Genomic DNA, 17,197 nt, shown 5'->3' with positions numbered 1-17,197 from the left:
ACGGGAGCCCGGCGCGCGCGCCTTCGGGCTTACGCCGGCGCGGCCAGGCTGCGCAGGACGTAGTTCAGGACGCCGCCGTGCTTGAAATACTCCAGCTCGGTGGGCGTATCGATCCGGCAGCGGACCGGGAAGCGGGCGATGCGGCCGTCGCTGGGACGGTACATCTCGACGATGAGCTGCTTGCGCGGGGCCAGTTCGGTGAGGCCGCGGATGGTCACGATCTCCTCGCCGGTCAGGCCCAGCTTGTGCCAGCCTTCCTGCAGGAACTGGAGCGGCAGCACGCCCATGCCGACCAGGTTCGAACGGTGGATCCGCTCGAAGCTCTCGGCGATCACGGCGCGGACGCCCAGCAGCTTGGTGCCCTTGGCCGCCCAGTCGCGCGACGAGCCGGTGCCGTACTCCTTGCCCGCGAACACCACCAGCGGACGGCCCTCGCCCTGGTAGCGCATGGCGGCGTCGTAGATCGACATCTGCTCGCCGGAGGGGAAGTGCTTGGTCACCCCGCCTTCGATGTCGGGCGTGATGCGGTTGCGGATGCGGATGTTGGCGAAGGTGCCCCGCATCATCACTTCATGGTTGCCGCGGCGGGCGCCGTAGCCGTTGAACTCGCTGGGCGGCACCTGGCGTTCGATCAGGTACTGGCCCGCGGGCGAGGTGGTCTTGATCGAACCGGCCGGCGAGATGTGGTCGGTGGTGATCGAGTCGCCGAACACGCCCAGCACGCGCGCCTCGACGATGTCGGTGACGGGCGCGGGCTCCATCGTCATGCCCTCGAAGTAGGGCGGGTTCTTCACGTAGGTGGAGCCGGGGTTCCACTCGTAGGTCTGGCCGCCCTTGACCTTGATGCCCTGCCAGTTCTTGTCGCCCTTGAACACGTCGGCGTAACGGGTGGCGAACATCTTGTTCGTCACGTGCTTGCGCTGCAGGGCGCTGACCTCGGCGGCCGTCGGCCAGATGTCCTTGAGGTAGACGGGCTTGCCGTCCTTGCCCTCGCCCAGCGGCTCGTTGACGATGTCGGTCTGCATCGAGCCGGCCAGGGCGTAGGCCACCACCAGCGGCGGGCTGGCCAGGTAGTTGGCGCGGACGTCGGGGTTCACCCGGCCCTCGAAGTTCCGGTTGCCCGACAGCACCGAAACGGCGACCAGGTCGTTCTTCTGGATCGTCTCGGAGACCGGCTCGGGCAGCGGGCCCGAGTTGCCGATGCAGGTGGTGCAGCCGTAGCCGACCAGGTTGAAGCCCAGGGCGTCCAGCGACTTGGTGAGGCCGGCGGCCTTGAGGTAGTCGGTGACGACCTGCGATCCGGGCGCCAGCGAGGTCTTGACCCAGGGCTTCACCCGCAGGCCCTTTTCGACCGCCTTCTTGGCCACCAGGCCGGCGGCGATCAGCACCGAGGGGTTCGACGTGTTGGTGCACGAGGTGATCGAGGCGATCACCACGTCGCCGTTGCCCAGGTCGAAGTTCTCGCCCTCGACCTTGTAGCGCTCGGCCATGGTGTCGGCCTTGCCGAAGTCGCCCGCCAGCGCTGTCTTGAACTCGGACGCCGCGGTGGTCAGCTCGACGCGATCCTGAGGACGCTTGGGGCCGGCCATCGACGGCACGACCGTGCCAAGGTCCAGTTCCAGCGTGTCGGTGAACACGGGCTCGGGATCGGTCGGCTCACGCCACATGCCCTGGGCCTTGGCGTATTCCTCCACGAGCGCCACGCGCTCCGGGGTCCGGCCGGTGGCGGCGAGGAAATCGATGGTCGCGCGCGTGACGGGGAAGAAGCCGCAGGTGGCGCCGTATTCCGGGGCCATGTTGGCGATGGTCGCCTGGTCTTCCAGGGTCATGTTGGCCAACGCCGAGCCGTAGAACTCCACGAACTTGCCGACGACGCCCTTCTTGCGGAGCATCTGGGTGACGGTGAGCACGAGGTCGGTGGCGGTGGCGCCTTCCGGCAGCGCGCCCTCCAGCTTGAAGCCGATGACCTCGGGAATCAGCATCGGGATCGGCTGGCCCAGCATGGCGGCCTCGGCCTCGATGCCGCCCACGCCCCAGCCCAGCACCGCCAGACCGTTGATCATGGTGGTGTGGCTGTCGGTGCCGACGACGGTGTCGGGATAGGCCACTTCCGGGCCTTCGTCCGCGTTCGTCCAGACGGTCTGGGCCAGGTACTCGAGGTTCACCTGGTGGCAGATGCCGGTGCCGGGCGGCACCACGCGGAAGTTGTTGAAGGCCGACGAACCCCAGCGGAGGAAGTTGTAGCGCTCGATGTTGCGCTCGTACTCGCGCTCGACGTTCTGCCCGAACGCCTTGGAGGTGCCGAAGTAGTCGATCATCACCGAGTGGTCGATGACGAGATCGACCGGGTTCAGCGGGTTGATCTTCTCGGGGTTGGCGCCCAGCGCCGTCATGGCGTCGCGCATGGCGGCCAGATCGACCACCGCCGGCACGCCGGTGAAGTCCTGCATCAGCACGCGCGCCGGGCGGAAGCTGATCTCGTGCTCGACCGAGCCCCGATTGTCGGCCCAGGCCGCAATGGCCTTCAGGTCGGCTTCGGTGACGGTGTCGCCGTCCTCGTTGCGGAGAAGGTTCTCGAGCAGGACCTTCATCGAGATCGGCAGGCGCGAAATGCCGGAAAGACCGGCTTCCTCGGCGGCCGGGAGGCTGTAGTAAGCGTAGGTCTTGTCGCCCACCGTCAGCTGACGACGGGCCTTGAGGGTGTCCACGGACGCCATAGTCGGGAGATCCTTTCTCTGTTCGTTATCGCCCAGGATGGTCCGGAGGGTCGCGCGCTCGTTGAGAGGACGGACACACAGCGTTCGTCCCCGCGCGGCGTTGGCTCCCCAGGTCCCCGGCGGCGAGCGCTTCATAGACCCGACCTATGCCGCCGTCCATGCGCGCATGCCGCCGAGGGTGAGCAAAGGGGAAGACTGCCGACTTTCCGGCCGCAGAGTCGCCCGGCCGACACGGTGGGACGGCGCCCGCGCGCCCATCCGGAGGCCGACGCGTGATCACCGCCCTCACCATCCGGGACGCCGCCGTGCGGCGGGGCGGGCGGCTGCTCTTCGAGGGCCTGTCGCTCGCGCTCGCGGCCGGCGAAGCCTGCGCCCTGACGGGACCGAACGGGTCTGGCAAGACCAGCCTGCTCCGGGCGGTGGCCGGCCTCGTGCGGCTGGACGCCGGCGAGATCGGCTTCGGCGGCGCCGATCCGGCCGACGCGCAGGGGGGCGGCCTGCACCTCGTGGGCCATGCCGACGGCCTGAAGGCCGCCCGTACGGCGCGGGAGGAACTCGCCTTCTGGAGCCGCTGGTGCGGCGGGTCGGAAGCGGCCGTCCGCGAGGCCGCCGAGGCGCTGGAACTCGTCCCGCTGCTGGATCTCGAAGTGCGCCGTCTCTCCGCCGGTCAGCGGCGGCGGCTCGCCTTGGCCCGCTTGGTCGCCGCGCCGCGCCCGCTGTGGCTGCTGGACGAGCCCATGAGCCCGCTGGATTCCCGCTGGCGTCCCGCCTTCGCCGGGATGATGCGGCACCACCTCGACGGGGGCGGTCTGGTCCTGGCCGCCGTCCATGACCCCCTGCCCGGCGCGCAACGCAGCCTGGACCTGGGCGCATGAGGCCGCTGCTCGCTCTGCTGGCCCGCGAGACGGCGCTGGCCTGGGGCCGTGGCGGAGGGCCGCTGGTGGCGGTCGGCTTCTATGCGGGCGTGGCCACCTTCCTGCCGCTGGCGATCGGGCCCGAGCCCGAGCGTCTGGCCGCCATCGCGCCCGGCGCGGCCTGGGTGGCCCTGGCGCTGGCCTCGCTGCTCTCGCTGGAGCGGATGTTCGAGCGCGACTACGAGGACGGCGCGCTCGACCTCCTGGCCCTATCGCCGGTTCCGCTGGAGCTGACGTGCCTCGCGAAGTGCCTGGGCCAGTGGCTGGCCGCCGGCGCGCCCCTGGCCCTGGCGGCGCCCGTGGCCGCCATCGCGCTCGGCGCCTCGCCGGCCCTGGCGCCGCTGGTGTTCGCCTGCGCGCTCCTGGGCGGAATCGCCTTCGCCTTCGTGGGCGGGATCGGCGCGGCGCTCAGCCTCGGCGCCCGGCGGGGGGGCCTGCTGACCGCGATGATCGTGCTGCCGCTGTTCGTGCCGCCGGTGATCTTCGGCGGCGGCGCGCTGGACGCCTTCGCCAGCGGCCTGCCCTGGACCGGGGGCTTCGCCTTCCTGGGCGCCTACGCCGCGGCTGCGGTCGCGGTCGGCCCCCTCGCCATGGCCGCCGCCTGCCGCAACGCCCTGAGTTGATCCCGACCATCCGGCCGGGGCGACCTGTCAGGAGCCGATCATGCCGCCGAACACCGGTCGGCACATGACGAAAGCTTAATCCCGCCCGCCGCTTTTCCGCCCCATCCTGCGCTCCAGCTTGTTGCGCGAAGGGAACGCCCAAGCGGGAGATCTAGAGATGCGGAAGACCCTCACCTGGCTCGCGGCCGGCGCCGCCGTCGCGCTGTCGGCCGGCCACGCCCTGGCGCGCGAAAAGGCCCAGGATCCCCACGAAACCATCCGCCAGGCCGCCGAGGACGCCCGCGCCGCGGCCGGCGAATCCCGCGACGCGTCAAAGGAGACGGCGCGCCGCGAGGTTCGGGTCTACCGCCATGGCGACAGGGATGTGGTGGTCGCCCGCGGCGGCGAGCGCACGGAACGCCTGCGCACGCTGCTCCAGCTCCGTCCCGATCAGGAGCCGGCCCTGAAGGCGTACGCCGAAGCCGTCGGCAAGGGCGGCGGCCGCGAACAGATGGTCCGCTTCGACCGCGGCGGCGACGCCCGGACAACTCCCGACCGGCTGTCGGAGATGGAGGCCCGGATGGCCGAGCAGCAGGCGGCCATGAAGAGCCGGATCGCGGCGACGCGGACATTCTACGCCCAGCTCGACGAGAAGCAGCGCAAGGTGTTCGACGCCCTCCCCATGCTGATGTTCGCCGGCCCTGGCTTCGGCCCGATGCTGGTTCCGGTGGCGCACGCGCCGGCGCCCCCGCGGCCGCCCGAGCCCCCGCGCGCGCCGCGTTCGTAGGCTTGCAGGCCGGGCGCGGCGGCCCTATGCCGCAGGCATGAGCTGGGCGCCCGCCTTCCTGTCGAATCCCGAGCGCTTCATGGCGTTCTCGCGCTGGGCGGCGCCGATGTTCGGCGCGATCGCGGTGATCCTGGGGCTGGTCGGCCTCTGGCTGGGGTTCTCGGTCCCCGACGACTACCAGCAAGGCCAGACGGTCCGCATCCTGTTCATCCACGTGCCGGCGGCCTGGATGTCGATGTTCGCCTACGTCTGCCTCGCGGGCGCCAGCTTCCTGGCGCTCATCTTCCGCCACACCCTGGCCGACGCCGCGGCCCAGGCGGCGGCGCCCCTGGGCGCGGCCTTCACCTTCCTGGCCCTGGTCACCGGCGCGCTCTGGGGCCGGCCGATGTGGGGCGCCTACTGGGTCTGGGACGCGCGCCTGACGTCCGTGCTGGTGATGTTCCTCATCTATCTCGCCTACATGGCCCTGCGCGCCTCGCTGGACGACGAGGCCAAGGCCGCACGGGCGGCCGCCATCCTGGCGCTGGTGGGCGCGATCAACCTGCCGATCGTCAAGTTCAGCGTGGACTGGTGGAACACGCTCCACCAGGGCGCCTCGGTGTTCCGCGCCGATGGCCCGACCCTGGCGCCGGTCTACCTGTGGCCGCTGGCTTTCATGGGGCTGGCCTATGTGGCCGCGTTCGGGTCGCTCTGGCTGGTCCGCATCCGCGGCGAGCTGTGGCGCCGGCGGGCCGAGGCCGCGGCGGCCAGAGCCGCCAGGGGTTAGGGCGCGGAGCTGGGCATGTTCGACGGCAAGTACGCGGAATTCATCGTCCCGGCGTTCGCGATCACGGCGGTGGTCTTCGCCGGCATGGTCGCCTTCAGCCTGAACCACGCTCGACGGTGGAAGCGGCGATTCGAAGACTTCGACCGCATCGGCCCAGATCGCGCCGGCGGAGATCGGCCGTGACCCGCTGGCTGGCGTTCCTGCCGCTGGCCGCGCTGATCGCCCTGGGCGGCCTCTTCTACTTCTACGCCCTGAAGCGCGACCCGCAGGTCCAGCCCCAGGCGCTGGTCGGCAAGCCCATGCCCGACCTGGAACTGCCGAGCCTGACCACCGGCCAGCCGGTGCGCCTGCGCGCCCTCGCCGCCGACGGGCCGATGCTGGTCAACTTCTTCGCCTCGTGGTGCGCGCCGTGCGAGGTCGAGCATCCCGTGCTGATGGGCGCGCGGGGCCAGGGCGTCCGCATCGTGGGCGTGGCCTACAAGGACGCGCCCACCAACAGCCAGGCCTTCCTCGTGCGCCTCGGCGACCCTTTCGCCGTCACGCTTTCCGACCGCGACGGGCGCGCGGGCGTGGAGTTCGGCGTCACCGGCGTGCCCGAGACCTACGCCGTTTCGGCCGATGGCGTGATCCAGGCCAAGCATACCGGACCGCTCACCGACGCCGACGCCCGACGCCTGGCGCAGCAGCTCCGTTAACCCCGCGTTGAGGACGGCCCGTCAGGTTGGGGGCGCCGTTAACCATGTTGAACCGACCCGGGGACGCGCCGCGCCGTGACGACGATCCGCCCGAATCCGTTTGCGCAGGCCTTTCCGCAGGCCCACGCCTCGCAAGCACAGCCCCCACAGGCGCCCGCACGCGAAGAGGCCGGCCGCCTCGCAGCCCAGCGGGCGTTCTTCGCCGCCGCCACCGGTCGGGCCCAGCCCGCGGCCGCGCCCGCCGCCGAGACGCCCCGCGTCCCGCCCCCGACCGTGAACCGTGTCGCAGAGGTCGCGGACCCGCCGCAGAAGATCCTACGTCCCGGATCGATCCTGGACATCCGCGTTTGACGTTACGGAAGTTCGTCCGCGTAAAGCGTGGAAATTAACCGCAATTTATTCGGGAACAGCCGACGCTCGCCGGGGTTCTGCTTTTGCGAAGCCCCTGGGGATCGGATGTCGGAACACAACGACAGGCTCTACGAGGAAGCGGCCGCCCTGTGGCGGAGCCTCTACGACGCGCCCCCGCCGGCCAACGTCGATGGTCAGGGCCTGCTCAGCATGATCGTGGGCGGCCTGTCCCCGTCGGGCTACGAGCGCCTCGCGACGCCGCACCTGCGTCCGACCAACATCGTCTTTCCGAAGCGATAGCCGCCGCTACCGGTCTCGGGCGACCTACTCCGTCGGCGGCGGCGGGCGTTCGTCGCTGGGAATGTAGCGCATCAGCATGGGCGCGTGCGCGATCGAGAACAGCAGCGTCAGGATCATCAGTCCCGGAAAGCGGAACAGCATCCAGGTGGTGTCGGGCTGGGTGCGCCAGACGATCTCGTTCAGGCCCGCCAGCGCGAAGAAGAACAGGGCGTAGTTCAGCGTCAGCCGCTTCCAGGCCGAGGGCGGCATGGTGAAGGCCTCGCCCAGCACCAGCTTCAGCGGGTTCTTGCCCATCGCCAGCCCGCCCAGCAGGGCGGCGCCGAAGATCGAGTTCATGATCGTGGGCTTCAGCTTGAGGAAGCGAGGATCGTCGAAGAAGATGGTGAGCCCGCCGAACACCAGCGCCGCGCCACCCGCGATGGCGGGAAAGGGCGCGATCCGGCGCTCCACGATCAGGCCCACCAGGAGCGCCAGCACAGAGCCGGCCACCAGCGCCCACGACGCCTGCACCATGTCGCGCCCGGTCAGGAAGTAGGCCGCCAGGAAGATCACGAGCGCCGAATAATCGACGAAGTAGCGCACCCAATGACGCCGGCTGCGATCGCTCATCGAACAGGTTCCTCGAGGCCCACCAGCGAGCGGGCGAATGCACGGGCGTTGAAGGGTTGCAGGTCGTCGACGCCCTCGCCGACGCCGATCAGCTTGATGGGGCTGTCCGAGGCCTGGGCCACGGGCACCAGAACGCCACCCCGGGCCGTGCCGTCCAGCTTGGTCATGACGATGCCGGACACGCCGATCTGGTTGCCGAAGATGTTCTCCTGGGCCAGCGCGTTGCGGCCCACGGTGGCGTCCAGCACCAGCAGCGTCTCGTGCGGGTAGTCGGGGTCCACCTTCTTCACGACGCGGATGATCTTCAGCAGTTCGTCCATCAGGCCGTGCTTGTTCTGCAGCCGGCCGGCGGTGTCGATCAGGACGACGTCGTAGCCCTTCTCCTTCGCCGTCTGCACCGCGTCGAACGCCAGGCCCGCCGCGTCCGAACCGGTGGGACGGCCCATGAACTCGGCGCCAGCGCGTTCGGCCCACACCTTGAGCTGCTCCACCGCCGCGGCGCGGAAGGTGTCGCCGGCGACGACCAGGACCTTGGCGCCCTGGCGCACGAGGTCGGTGGCCACCTTGCCGAGGGTGGTGGTCTTGCCCGAACCGTTCACCCCGATGAACAGCACCACGTAGGGACGCGGGCCCGACATCGGCTCGAACGCGCCTTCCCGGGTGGTCAGCTCGTCTCCGACGGCCTTGGCCAGCGCTTCGCGGATCTCGGCCTCGTCCACGTCCTTGCCGAACTTCTCGGCGGCGAAGCGTTCGGTGATGCGCGCGGCCGAATGCGGACCGAGGTCGGCCTCGATCAGCATCTCCTCCAGCTCGTCCAGCTTGGCCTGGGTGAGCGGCTCCTTCGCGACGAAGACCTGGGCGATCTGGTCGCCCATCTGTTTCGACGACTTGGTGAGGCCTTCGGTGAGGCGCTGGAACCAGCCGCGTTTGGGTTCTGCCATGGGCGCCTTCTAGCGGGGCGCTTGCGCGGCGTCACGCGCCACCGCATCAAGGGGCATGGAGCCGCTCGAAACCGCCCTGGTGGTGCTGGATTACGCCGCCGTGGCCGTCTTCGGGGCCTCGGGCGCGCTGGCCGCCGCTCGGGCGCGGCACGACATCGTCACCTTCGGCTTCTTCGCTGCCGTCACCGGGGTGGGCGGGGGCACGCTGCGCGACCTGTTGATCGACGCGCCGGTGTTCTGGGTGGCGCGGCCGGAATACATCCTGGTCTGCGTGGGCGCGGCGGTCGCGGTGTGGACGATGGGCTGGGGCCGGAGCCGCGACCGGCTGCTCCTGTGGTTCGATGCGCTCGGGATGGCGGCCTATGCGGTGGTCGGCGCGCTGAAGGCCACGTCTCTGGGCGTCCACCCGATCTCGGCCGTCATCATGGGCGTGCTGACCGCGAGCTTTGGCGGGGTGATCCGCGATGTCCTGGCGAACCAGCCGTCGGTGCTGCTGCGACGCGAGCTGTACGTCACCCCCGCCCTGCTCGGCTCGGCGACGTTCGTCGCCCTGAACGCCCTGGAAGCGCCGATCGCGGTCAGCGGCGGCCTGGGCTTCCTCACCGCCTTCGCCGTGCGCTCGGGCGCGATCCTCTTCCACTGGCAGCTTCCGGCCTTCCAGGGGAAGGCGTAGAGACGATCTTGAAAGCCAAGCTTCGTGGCCGATAGTGTGCAATTCATGTGGGCGCACCGGCTGGTTCAATTGAGCGTCGTGGCAAGTCTTGTCGGCTTTGGCGGCTTACTGCTCTTCGCCCAGATTTTTCCGCGCTCGCCCCTGGTCTTTGCCTGCTTTATCGCCCTTACCCAGTGGCCTCTCGGCCTTGTCGGATGGCTGCTCATACGAGGACGAGCTCGGCCAGGAGAAGAGACGCTGCTGCGCGTACGTCTTGAGGGTCCCGGCAGAACCGTCGCTTCAGTCTCTCGAGACGGTTCTGCCGATTTCGGGCCACATACCCTGTTCCGCAGGTACCGCGTGACGTTCGACAACGTCGGAGGCGAACGCCAAGAACGCCTCTTCGCGGTGAAGGCGACTCTGTTTTCAGCCCCTCAAGTGCTCAAGTACGACGGCAACACGGGTCATCCGCGCGCCATCTGATCAGCCGCCAAGCCACTCAGGTGTCGCGGTCGGGATGCTGGAGGCTGACGATGCTGGCCAGATGCGCCGCGGCGCGCGGTTCGGTCGGCTCGTGCGTGGGCAGGGCCGCCAGCGCGTCGACAGCGGCCAGCTTGCTGGGACTTCCGAGCTGCAGGGTGATGCGCGCAGCGGACGGATCGTCCAGCGTCCCGATCATCACCGAGGTCAGGCCGCCCACATACTCCCAGGTCAGCGGCGTGCCACAGGCCTCGCAGAACCCGCGCCAGACCTTGTTGGAACTCTGGAACCGCCTGGGCGCGCCGCGTGTCCAGGCGAGCTCGGCCACGCCTACATAGGGTCCGAACAGGCCGCCGGTCGCCTTCTGGCACATGCGGCAGTGGCAGATGCTGGCCTCCCCGAGGCCGCCCTCCACGCGGAAGCGCACCGCGCCGCACTGGCAGCCGCCGGTCACCGTCATGCGGGCTCCATCGCCAGGGTTCTGGCCAGGACGCGCCGGCCGTCATGCCCCGTGACGACGAGGTCGCAGACGCCGCCCACCTCGGCCGCGCCCTCGAAGGCGATCTCGGTGAAGTCCTCGGCGCGCGCCACCCCGGGCCGCTCGACGAGACCGCTCAGGGTTCGCCCCACCTGGCCCTGGAGATGCCGGGCCAGCGCCGCCTCGCCCGCCGCCCGCAGGCGCGCGGCGCGGGCCTTCACCGCCCCGCCCTTCACCTTGGGCATCCGCGCCGCCGGCGTGCCCGGCCGGGCGCTGAAGGGGAAGACGTGCAGGAACGCCAGGCCCGCCTCGTCCACCAGCCGCAGGGTGTTCTCGAACATCTCGTCGGTCTCGGTGGGGAAGCCCGCGATCAGGTCGGCGCCGAAGGCCACGTCCGGCCGCACGGCCCGCACGTCGGCCACCAGCTTCAGCGCGTCGGCGCGGCTGTGCCGCCGCTTCATGCGCTTCAGGATCATGTCGTCGCCCGCCTGAAGCGACAGGTGCAGATAGGGCATGAGGCGGGGCTCGGTCGCGAGGCAGCGCAGCAGGTCGGGGTCGATCTCGGCCGCGTCGATCGACGACAGGCGAAGGCGGGGAAGCTCGGGCACAAGCTTCAGGATCCGCGCCACGAGCTGGCCCAGCGTCGGCTGGCCGGGCAGGTCGGCGCCCCAGCTCGTCACGTCCACGCCGGTGAGCACCACCTCGCGGTAGCCCTGGGCCGCCAGCCGGCGCACCTGTTCGACCACCTCGCCCGCCGCGGCCGAACGCGAGTTCCCCCGGCCGTAGGGGATGATGCAGAAGGTGCAGCGATGATCGCAGCCGTTCTGCACCTCGACATAGGCGCGCGCCCGGTCCTTCAGGCCGTCGATCAGGTGCCCGGCCGTCTCGCGCACGCTCATGATGTCGTTGACGCGGACGCGAGCCGGTTCGTTCGAGGGTGGCGATGGGACGTAAGCGCCGGCCTGGCTCTTCTCGGCGTTGCCCAGCACCAGGTCCACCTCGGGCATGGCGGCGAACGCGGCGGGGTCGATCTGGGCCGCGCAGCCGGTGACGATCAGCTTCGCGCCAGGACGCTCGCGCCGCGCCTTGCGGATGGCCTGCCGGGCCTGGCGCACGGCCTCGTTGGTGACCGCGCAGGTGTTGAAGACGATGGCGTCGCTGAGGCCGTCCTCGGCCGCCCGCTTGCGGATGACCTCGCTCTCGTAGGCGTTCAGCCGGCAGCCGAAGGTGACGATGTCGACGTCCGATGGCCCATCGTCCGATTCCAGAGGACGGAAGGGCAGGGTCTGGCTCACGGCAGCTCGCCCGCGAAGTCGACGGCCGCCGGGCCGGTCATGATCACGTGGCCGCGGTCGTCCCATTCGATGTGCAACTCGCCGCCGTCCAGAACCATCACGGCATGGCGGCCCACGAGATCCCGGCGGCTGGCGGCCACCAGGGCGGCGCAGGCGCCGGTGCCGCAGGCCTGCGTCAGGCCCGCGCCCCGCTCCCAAACCCGCAGGCGGATACGGTCGGGCGCGAGCACCTGGGCGAAGCCGACGTTCACGTGTTCGGGGAACAGGGGGTGGACCTCCACCGCCGAACCGATGGTCGCGATCGGCGTGGCGTCCACGTCGTCCACGAAGAACACCACGTGGGGGTTGCCCATCGACACGCAGCCGGGCGCGGCCGACAGCGCCGGATGGTCGAAGAGCGCCACGTCCAGGGCGCGGGTGTCGTGCTCGGCGGCCAGAGGGATCTGGTCCCAGTCCAGGCCGGGCGGCCCCATGTCCACGCTCACCAGCCGTTCGCCGGCGCGGGTGGCGATCAGGCGCCCGGCCCGGGTCTCGATGACGGCTTCGTCCTTGCCGGACGACTGCATGAGCAGCCAGCCGACGCAGCGCGTGCCGTTGCCGCAGGCCCCCACCTCCTCGCCATCGGCGTTCCAGAAGCGCACGCGCGCGTCGGCGTCCTCGGCCTTGTCGATGGCGATGAGTTGGTCGCAGCCGACGCCCGAGGTCCGGTCGGCGATGGCGCGCACGTCGGCCGGCGTGGGGGCGAAGGGGCCGGAGCGGGTCTCGACCACGACGAAGTCGTTGCCGAGCCCGTTCATCTTGAGGAACGGACGAGCCATGCGGCGCCATATAGGCGAAAAGCGCCGCGCCCGCACGTGGGAGGCGATGCGCCCCGTCGACGGACGTCCGCGCGAGGTCAGACTCAGGTGAGGCTCAGGCGCGGGCGCGGAAGGGGTCGGCGGGGTAGACGCCCAGGATCTCGAACCGCTCGGAGAAGAAGGTCAGCTCCTCGAAGGCGCGGGCGAGACCGATGTCCTCGGGCCGGCCATCCACCTCGGCGTAGAAGAAGGTGGCCGTGAAGGCGCCGTTCTCCATGTAGCTTTCCAGCTTGGTCATGTTGACGCCGTTGGTCGCGAACCCGCCCAGCGCCTTGTAGAGCGCCGCCGGAATGTTCTTCACCCGGAAGATGAAGCTGGTCACGCAGGGCGCCGTGAAGGGCGGCGGCGGGGGGGCCTTGTCGGCCGTCATCACCAGGAAGCGCGTGGTGTTGTGGTGCTCGTCCTCGATATCGCGCGCCAGGATCTCCAGGCCATAGATCTCGGCGGCCAGGGCGGGCGAGACCGCGGCGCGGGTCGGGTCGGGACGCTCGGCCAGCGCCTTGGCCGCGCCGGCGGTGTCGCCGGCCGCCTCGGTCTTCAACCCCATGCGACGGAGCGTCTTGCGGCACTGGCCGAGCGCGATCGGCATGGAGACAGCGGTCGTCACCTGGTCCAGGGTCACGCCGGGATTGGCCATGAGCTGGAAGTGGATGGCCTTGAACCGCTCGCCGATGATCTTGAGCCCCGACGAGGGGAGCAGGTGGTGGACGTCGGCCACCCGGCCCGCGATCGAGTTCTCGACCGGGATCATGCCCAACTGGCAGTCGCCCGCCCGCACCGCCTCGAACGCCTCTTCGAAGGTGGCGTGAGGCGCGGGCTCCATCTCGGGGAAGGCCGCCATGCACGCCTCGTGGCTGTTGGCGCCCAGCTCGCCCTGGAAGGCGATGCGTCCCTTGGTCATGTCAGCGTCCTTGCGTACTGGCGAGCCCGCTCGAGGTCGGCGGGGCTGTCGACGGAGATGGGGGCCGCAGCAGCCGGCGCGGCCCAGATCGAAAGGCCCAGCTCCATGGCCCGCAGTTGTTCCAGCTTCTCGCGCCGTTCCAGGGGCGAGGGCGCAGCGGCGTTGAACGCCCGGAGCGCGGCCCGGCGATAGCCGTAGATCCCGACGTGCCGCAGGACCGGCTGGTCACCGTAGAGTGTGGATCGGGTGAAATAGAGCGCCCGGCCGTCGCCGGCGATCACCGCCTTGACCACGTCGGGATTGGCGCGGTCCTCGGGCGTGTCCTCAGGCGCGACGATCGTGGCGATGTCGCACGACGGCTGTTCGGCCAGAAGCCGGGTGGTCGCGCGGACGATGGCCGGGTCCGCGAACGGCATGTCTCCCTGGAGGTTGATGACGGCGTCGTGCCGCCCGTCCGGATCCAGCCGGTCGAGCGCGGCCAGGATGCGATCCGATCCCGAGGGCAGGTCCGGGTCGGTGGCCATGGCCTGTCCTCCGGCCGCCTCGACGGCTTCCACGATCTCGGGATCGCCCGCCGCCACGACCACCGGCCCCACGCCGGCGGCGAGCGCCTGGCGCATGACACGGACGACCATCGGTACGCCGCCGATGTCGGCCAGGGGCTTACCCGGCAGGCGGGTTGCGGCCATGCGGGCCGGGATGAGGACGATCGGGTTCATCGGTGCCGGGATGGTTGCGCGAGCGCCGGTAGCGTGTAAGAGAGCCGCACGCAATAAGGGGCGGGATTCCTGCGGACGCGCAGCCTGCCTCGCCGTCCGATTGAGAGGCGTGACTAGGGGATTATGAGCGATCTGACCTTCAACAAGATCGCCGGCGCCGTCCTGGCGACGGGTCTGGCCATTGTCGGCCTGCGTGAACTGTCCGCGGGCGTCTTCGCGCCGCAGCCGACCGACAAGCCGGGATACCTCGTGGAGGTGGCCGAGGAAGCGTCGGGCGGCGCGACCGTCGAGTTGCCGCCGGACTGGGGCACGGTCCTTCCCGCCGCCGACGTGGCCGCGGGCGAGACCGCCTTCGCCAAGTGCAAGTCGTGCCACACCATCAACAATGGCGGCGCGAACGGCACCGGCCCGAACCTGTACGGCGTGGTCGGCGGCAAGCCGGGTCAGCACGCCGGCTTCGCGTATTCGCCGGCGATCGGCGCCTTCGCCGGCGAGCACCCGGTCTGGAGCTACGACGAGCTGAACGAGTTCATCCAGGCGCCGCAGAAGCACATGCCCGGCACCAAGATGACCTTCGTCGGCATCAAGAAGACCGAAGAGCGGATCAATGTGATCGCCTATCTGGCCTCACAGGGCGGCAAGCTGGCCCTGCCGGCGCCGGACCCCTCGCGCCAGCCCGGCGCGGCGACGGCGGAAGCGCCGGCCGAGGGCGCGGCCACGCCGGCCGCGGAAGGCGCGACAGCGGACGCCGCAGCCCCTGAAGCCGCGCCCGCGGCGCCTCCCGCCAAGTAGCGGCGACAGCTTCTGGATTACGCGATGGCCGGGCTCGTCCCGGCCATTTGCATTTGGGACGCCCTTCGGCGCTACAGCCGCCGAAACGCGGTAGGCGCGCCGACGCCGGCGGCCTCGATGCGCGCGACAGCCTCGGCCAGGGGCTCGATCACCGTCGCCATGTGATGGCCGTTGGCGTGGACGATGCGCCCGTCGCCGACGCCCAGCGCCACGTGACCCTTCCAGAACACGAGATCGCCGCGACCGAAGTCGCCGGCCCCGATCTCCGCGCCCAGCGCCGCCTGCATGTCGGTGTCGCGCGGGCACGCCCGGCCAGAGGCGAACAGCGCCTGTTGGACCAGGCCCGAGCAGTCCAGGCCCAGGCTCTCGCGGCCGCCCCACAGATAGGGCGCGCCGACGAAACGCTCGGCGACCGCGGCCCAGTCTTCCTCGAAGGCGCCGATGGGCGACAGGTGGTCGGCGGCCATCCAGCCCGCCCCGGAAACCTTCGCCAGCTTGCCCTCGACCGCCTCGACACAGACCAGGCTGTTGAGGGAATAGGGACCCATCGCGCGGGATTTGATGCTGGCCTCGGCGAAGGCGTAGGTGCGCAACGCCGAAACCCGATGCGTCGGCAGAGGCCCCGCCGGCGCCAGCGCGGCCGCCTCCACGAAACCCACGTAGCCGTCGCGCGCGGCCTGCCCGAACAGCCAGTCGCCCTCTTCCTCGATCACCTCGAAGCGCTCGCCGAACAGGAGCTGGTCCATCTGCTCGGCCCCGTGGCCGGGCGCCGCGCGGATGGCGGCGGCGGCCACGGCGCAGCCCATCGCCTTCGGATCGAGATAGACCTCGGCCTCGAGGATCCCCTCCAGGCTGCGGGCGGCCACGCCGTCGCGCCAGGGCGTGATGCGGGGATCGTGTTTCATGCGAAACGCTCGCGGATCATGCGGTAGAGGCCGCGGATGGCCTGCGCCTCGCCGCCACCGGGGAATCCCGGACGGCCCCGGGGGTTCCACGCAAAGATGTCCAGGTGGACCCACGGCCCCTTCGGCGCGAACCTCTGGAGGAACAGGGCGGCCGTGACCGACCCCGCCTGAGCCCAGCCGTCAGGGTCGTTCTTGATCTCGGCGACGTCCGACTCCAGGGCGTCGGCGTAGGGCTTCCAGAGCGGCAGACGCCACACGGGATCGGCCTCGGCCCGGGCCGCCGCCTCGATCTGCGCGGCGAGGTCGTCGTCGTCGGTGAAGTAGGGCGGAAGCTGCGGTCCCAGCGCAATCCGCGCCGCGCCGGTCAGGGTGGCCATGTCGATCGTCAGCGCCGGTTCGAGCTCGCCGGCCCGGGTGAGCGCGTCGGCCAGGATCAGGCGGCCCTCGGCGTCGGTGTTGCCGACCTCGATCGACAGGCCCTTGCGCGAGTCCAGCACATCGCCGGGACGCATGGCGTCGCCGCTGATGGCGTTCTCCACCACCGGGACCAGCACCGCGACGCGGACCGGCAGCTCCGCGGCCATGATCATGCGGCCCAGGGCCAGGGCGTGGGCGGCGCCGCCCATGTCCTTCTTCATCAGCCGCATGCCGGCCGACGGCTTGATGTCGAGACCGCCCGTGTCGAAGACCACGCCCTTGCCGACGATGCAGACGAGCGGTCTCTCCGGGGCGCCCCACTGGATTTCGATGAACCTCGGCGCCCGGGTCGGATCGGCCGCGCGGCCGACCGCGTGGATGGCGGGGTAACCGGCCTCCAGCAGGCCCTCGCCCTCGATCACGGTGATGCGGGCGCCGTACTGCTCGGCGATCTCGCGGGCGATGGTCTCGATCTGCCGCGGCCCCATGTCGTTGGCCGGCGTGTTGACCATGTCGCGGGCGAGCGCACAGGCCTGGGCGATCTGGCGCGCTTCGCCCAGGTCCGCGCCGCGGACCAGCAGGCGGGCGCGCTCGCGGGGTTCGCCCCTCACGGGCTTGTAGCGGTCGAACCTGTAGCTGCCGAGCGCGAAGGCCAGCGCGATCCGGGCGGGCGCGACGTGAGCCGGCGCCTCGACGACCTCGAACACCCCGGCGGGCAGGCGAGCGGCCAGTATGCGGAAGACCGCGCTCCCGTCGCCGGTCGAGGCGCCATCTTCTCCAGACCCCAGGCCGAACAGCGCCTTGGCCGGCGCGCCGTCCGCGCCGGGAACCAGAAGGACCTGGCTGGCCTTGCCCTTGAAGTCGGCGGTCCTGGCCAACGCCGCCAGGACGGGGTCGGCCGCCAGGGCCGCCGCGACGGCGGCCTCGGTCAGGGCATGGACCGGGATCGCCGGGTCGTCCCAGGCGTCGAGGATCACGTCCGTCATGGCCGCCTCGCGATGGTCATGACGCCTCGTGTG

At 70.7% G+C, this 17,197-nt stretch carries 21 protein-coding genes; 11 read left to right on the top strand and 10 right to left on the bottom strand.

From position 1 onward, the window contains the following. Nucleotides 1–29: 29 nt before the first annotated feature. Entirely contained in the window at nucleotides 30–2,717 is a 2,688-nt protein-coding gene (gene acnA / locus ABS78_RS03830) for an aconitate hydratase AcnA (RefSeq protein WP_293375113.1), read from the bottom strand. A gap of 272 nt (nucleotides 2,718–2,989) precedes the next feature. On the opposite strand from acnA, the gene ccmA reads away from it, so the two are divergent. The 8 genes from ccmA to ABS78_RS03790 all read left to right on the top strand — a co-directional run bounded on the left by ccmA (nucleotide 2,990) and on the right by ABS78_RS03790 (nucleotide 7,132). After that, the gene (ccmA, locus tag ABS78_RS03825) at nucleotides 2,990–3,592 is read left to right on the top strand and encodes a heme ABC exporter ATP-binding protein CcmA (protein WP_293375110.1); all 603 of its coding nucleotides are present in this window, start codon (nucleotides 2,990–2,992) and stop codon (nucleotides 3,590–3,592) included. Beyond that, entirely contained in the window at nucleotides 3,589–4,254 is a 666-nt protein-coding gene (gene ccmB / locus ABS78_RS03820; protein WP_293375107.1) for a heme exporter protein CcmB, read from the top strand. Before ccmA ends, ccmB begins: the two co-directional genes overlap by 4 nt. 157 nt (nucleotides 4,255–4,411) lie before the next feature. After that, on the top strand, nucleotides 4,412–5,020 hold the full coding sequence (locus ABS78_RS03815) for a Spy/CpxP family protein refolding chaperone (RefSeq protein WP_293375104.1): 609 nt from the start codon (nucleotides 4,412–4,414) through the stop codon (nucleotides 5,018–5,020). 37 nt (nucleotides 5,021–5,057) lie between these two features. Beyond that, on the top strand, nucleotides 5,058–5,786 hold the full coding sequence (gene ccmC / locus ABS78_RS03810; RefSeq protein ID WP_293375101.1) for a heme ABC transporter permease CcmC: 729 nt from the start codon (nucleotides 5,058–5,060) through the stop codon (nucleotides 5,784–5,786). A gap of 15 nt (nucleotides 5,787–5,801) precedes the next feature. After that, nucleotides 5,802–5,969, top strand: a complete 168-nt coding sequence (gene ccmD / locus ABS78_RS03805; RefSeq protein ID WP_293375098.1) for a heme exporter protein CcmD — start codon at nucleotides 5,802–5,804, stop codon at nucleotides 5,967–5,969. Continuing rightward, complete coding sequence (locus ABS78_RS03800; RefSeq protein WP_293375095.1) at nucleotides 5,966–6,481, top strand: DsbE family thiol:disulfide interchange protein; 516 nt, start codon at nucleotides 5,966–5,968, stop codon at nucleotides 6,479–6,481. Before ccmD ends, ABS78_RS03800 begins: the two co-directional genes overlap by 4 nt. Nucleotides 6,482–6,556: 75 nt before the next feature. Then, complete coding sequence (locus ABS78_RS03795; protein ID WP_293375092.1) at nucleotides 6,557–6,832, top strand: hypothetical protein; 276 nt, start codon at nucleotides 6,557–6,559, stop codon at nucleotides 6,830–6,832. A 105-nt stretch (nucleotides 6,833–6,937) separates the two neighbouring features. Then, nucleotides 6,938–7,132, top strand: a complete 195-nt coding sequence (locus ABS78_RS03790) for a hypothetical protein (RefSeq protein ID WP_293375089.1) — start codon at nucleotides 6,938–6,940, stop codon at nucleotides 7,130–7,132. Between the two features lie 24 nt (nucleotides 7,133–7,156). On the opposite strand, the gene ABS78_RS03785 is transcribed toward ABS78_RS03790, so the two are convergent. Continuing rightward, nucleotides 7,157–7,741 (bottom strand): inner membrane-spanning protein YciB, encoded by a 585-nt coding sequence (locus ABS78_RS03785; protein WP_293375087.1) that lies wholly within the window; start codon nucleotides 7,739–7,741, stop codon nucleotides 7,157–7,159. Continuing rightward, the gene (ftsY, locus tag ABS78_RS03780) at nucleotides 7,738–8,682 is read right to left on the bottom strand and encodes a signal recognition particle-docking protein FtsY (protein WP_293375084.1); all 945 of its coding nucleotides are present in this window, start codon (nucleotides 8,680–8,682) and stop codon (nucleotides 7,738–7,740) included. Before ftsY ends, ABS78_RS03785 begins: the two co-directional genes overlap by 4 nt. 55 nt (nucleotides 8,683–8,737) lie before the next feature. Here ftsY and ABS78_RS03775 point away from each other — a divergent pair, with 55 nt between their 5' ends. Further along, complete coding sequence (locus ABS78_RS03775) at nucleotides 8,738–9,355, top strand: trimeric intracellular cation channel family protein (RefSeq protein WP_293375081.1); 618 nt, start codon at nucleotides 8,738–8,740, stop codon at nucleotides 9,353–9,355. A gap of 24 nt (nucleotides 9,356–9,379) precedes the next feature. Continuing rightward, nucleotides 9,380–9,817 (top strand): hypothetical protein, encoded by a 438-nt coding sequence (locus ABS78_RS03770; protein ID WP_293375078.1) that lies wholly within the window; start codon nucleotides 9,380–9,382, stop codon nucleotides 9,815–9,817. A 16-nt stretch (nucleotides 9,818–9,833) separates the two neighbouring features. Here the strand turns inward: ABS78_RS03770 and ABS78_RS03765 are convergent, their stop codons facing one another. The 5 genes from ABS78_RS03765 to ABS78_RS03745 form a co-directional block, all read right to left on the bottom strand. Beyond that, nucleotides 9,834–10,274: a GFA family protein gene (locus ABS78_RS03765; protein WP_293375075.1), complete on the bottom strand. Its 441-nt coding sequence runs from the start codon at nucleotides 10,272–10,274 to the stop codon at nucleotides 9,834–9,836. Further along, complete coding sequence (gene mtaB / locus ABS78_RS03760) at nucleotides 10,271–11,653, bottom strand: tRNA (N(6)-L-threonylcarbamoyladenosine(37)-C(2))-methylthiotransferase MtaB (RefSeq protein ID WP_293375072.1); 1,383 nt, start codon at nucleotides 11,651–11,653, stop codon at nucleotides 10,271–10,273. The genes ABS78_RS03765 and mtaB overlap by 4 nt, the downstream gene beginning before the upstream one ends. Then, nucleotides 11,584–12,405: a diaminopimelate epimerase gene (gene dapF / locus ABS78_RS03755; RefSeq protein WP_293375069.1), complete on the bottom strand. Its 822-nt coding sequence runs from the start codon at nucleotides 12,403–12,405 to the stop codon at nucleotides 11,584–11,586. The genes mtaB and dapF overlap by 70 nt, the downstream gene beginning before the upstream one ends. 94 nt (nucleotides 12,406–12,499) lie before the next feature. Next, on the bottom strand, nucleotides 12,500–13,345 hold the full coding sequence (locus ABS78_RS03750; RefSeq protein ID WP_293375066.1) for a prephenate dehydratase: 846 nt from the start codon (nucleotides 13,343–13,345) through the stop codon (nucleotides 12,500–12,502). Further along, nucleotides 13,342–14,064 (bottom strand): 3-deoxy-manno-octulosonate cytidylyltransferase, encoded by a 723-nt coding sequence (locus ABS78_RS03745; protein ID WP_293375063.1) that lies wholly within the window; start codon nucleotides 14,062–14,064, stop codon nucleotides 13,342–13,344. The genes ABS78_RS03750 and ABS78_RS03745 overlap by 4 nt, the downstream gene beginning before the upstream one ends. A 123-nt stretch (nucleotides 14,065–14,187) precedes the next feature. Here ABS78_RS03745 and ABS78_RS03740 point away from each other — a divergent pair, with 123 nt between their 5' ends. Beyond that, nucleotides 14,188–14,856 carry a cytochrome c family protein gene (locus ABS78_RS03740; RefSeq protein WP_293375060.1) on the top strand — a complete coding sequence of 223 codons (669 nt, stop codon included), beginning with the start codon at nucleotides 14,188–14,190 and terminating at the stop codon, nucleotides 14,854–14,856. Between the two features lie 71 nt (nucleotides 14,857–14,927). Here the strand turns inward: ABS78_RS03740 and ABS78_RS03735 are convergent, their stop codons facing one another. Further along, nucleotides 14,928–15,761 carry an NlpC/P60 family protein gene (locus ABS78_RS03735; protein WP_293375057.1) on the bottom strand — a complete coding sequence of 278 codons (834 nt, stop codon included), beginning with the start codon at nucleotides 15,759–15,761 and terminating at the stop codon, nucleotides 14,928–14,930. After that, a complete protein-coding gene (locus ABS78_RS03730; RefSeq protein ID WP_293375054.1) occupies nucleotides 15,758–17,164 on the bottom strand; it encodes a M17 family peptidase N-terminal domain-containing protein in 1,407 nt (468 codons plus the stop codon). The genes ABS78_RS03735 and ABS78_RS03730 overlap by 4 nt, the downstream gene beginning before the upstream one ends. Nucleotides 17,165–17,197: the final 33 nt, after the last annotated feature.

The sequence above is a fragment of the Phenylobacterium sp. SCN 70-31 genome, from assembly GCF_001724605.1.
Taxonomy (GTDB): Bacteria; Pseudomonadota; Alphaproteobacteria; order Caulobacterales; family Caulobacteraceae; genus Phenylobacterium.
Note: the sequence above shows the minus strand (reverse complement) of the source record. Positions and strands in the feature narration are given on the sequence as shown.

Excerpts from the sequence above, each read along its gene's own strand:
- ABS78_RS03735 (WP_293375057.1), bottom strand. The coding sequence starts at position 15,761 with ATGAAACACGATCCCCGCATCACGCCCTGGCGCGACGGCGTGGCCGCC.
- ABS78_RS03775 (WP_293375081.1), top strand. The coding sequence starts at position 8,738 with ATGGAGCCGCTCGAAACCGCCCTGGTGGTGCTGGATTACGCCGCCGTG.
- ccmB (WP_293375107.1), top strand. The coding sequence starts at position 3,589 with ATGAGGCCGCTGCTCGCTCTGCTGGCCCGCGAGACGGCGCTGGCCTGG.
- ABS78_RS03815 (WP_293375104.1), top strand. The coding sequence starts at position 4,412 with ATGCGGAAGACCCTCACCTGGCTCGCGGCCGGCGCCGCCGTCGCGCTG.
- ccmC (WP_293375101.1), top strand. The coding sequence starts at position 5,058 with ATGAGCTGGGCGCCCGCCTTCCTGTCGAATCCCGAGCGCTTCATGGCG.
- ABS78_RS03745 (WP_293375063.1), bottom strand. The coding sequence starts at position 14,064 with ATGAACCCGATCGTCCTCATCCCGGCCCGCATGGCCGCAACCCGCCTG.
- mtaB (WP_293375072.1), bottom strand. The coding sequence starts at position 11,653 with ATGGGACGACCGCGGCCACGTGATCATGACCGGCCCGGCGGCCGTCGA.
- ABS78_RS03740 (WP_293375060.1), top strand. The coding sequence starts at position 14,188 with ATGAGCGATCTGACCTTCAACAAGATCGCCGGCGCCGTCCTGGCGACG.
- ABS78_RS03750 (WP_293375066.1), bottom strand. The coding sequence starts at position 13,345 with ATGACCAAGGGACGCATCGCCTTCCAGGGCGAGCTGGGCGCCAACAGC.
- ccmD (WP_293375098.1), top strand. The coding sequence starts at position 5,802 with ATGTTCGACGGCAAGTACGCGGAATTCATCGTCCCGGCGTTCGCGATC.
- ABS78_RS03790 (WP_293375089.1), top strand. The coding sequence starts at position 6,938 with ATGTCGGAACACAACGACAGGCTCTACGAGGAAGCGGCCGCCCTGTGG.
- acnA (WP_293375113.1), bottom strand. The coding sequence starts at position 2,717 with ATGGCGTCCGTGGACACCCTCAAGGCCCGTCGTCAGCTGACGGTGGGC.
- dapF (WP_293375069.1), bottom strand. The coding sequence starts at position 12,405 with ATGGCTCGTCCGTTCCTCAAGATGAACGGGCTCGGCAACGACTTCGTC.
- ftsY (WP_293375084.1), bottom strand. The coding sequence starts at position 8,682 with ATGGCAGAACCCAAACGCGGCTGGTTCCAGCGCCTCACCGAAGGCCTC.
- ABS78_RS03730 (WP_293375054.1), bottom strand. The coding sequence starts at position 17,164 with ATGACGGACGTGATCCTCGACGCCTGGGACGACCCGGCGATCCCGGTC.
- ABS78_RS03765 (WP_293375075.1), bottom strand. The coding sequence starts at position 10,274 with ATGACGGTGACCGGCGGCTGCCAGTGCGGCGCGGTGCGCTTCCGCGTG.
- ABS78_RS03785 (WP_293375087.1), bottom strand. The coding sequence starts at position 7,741 with ATGAGCGATCGCAGCCGGCGTCATTGGGTGCGCTACTTCGTCGATTAT.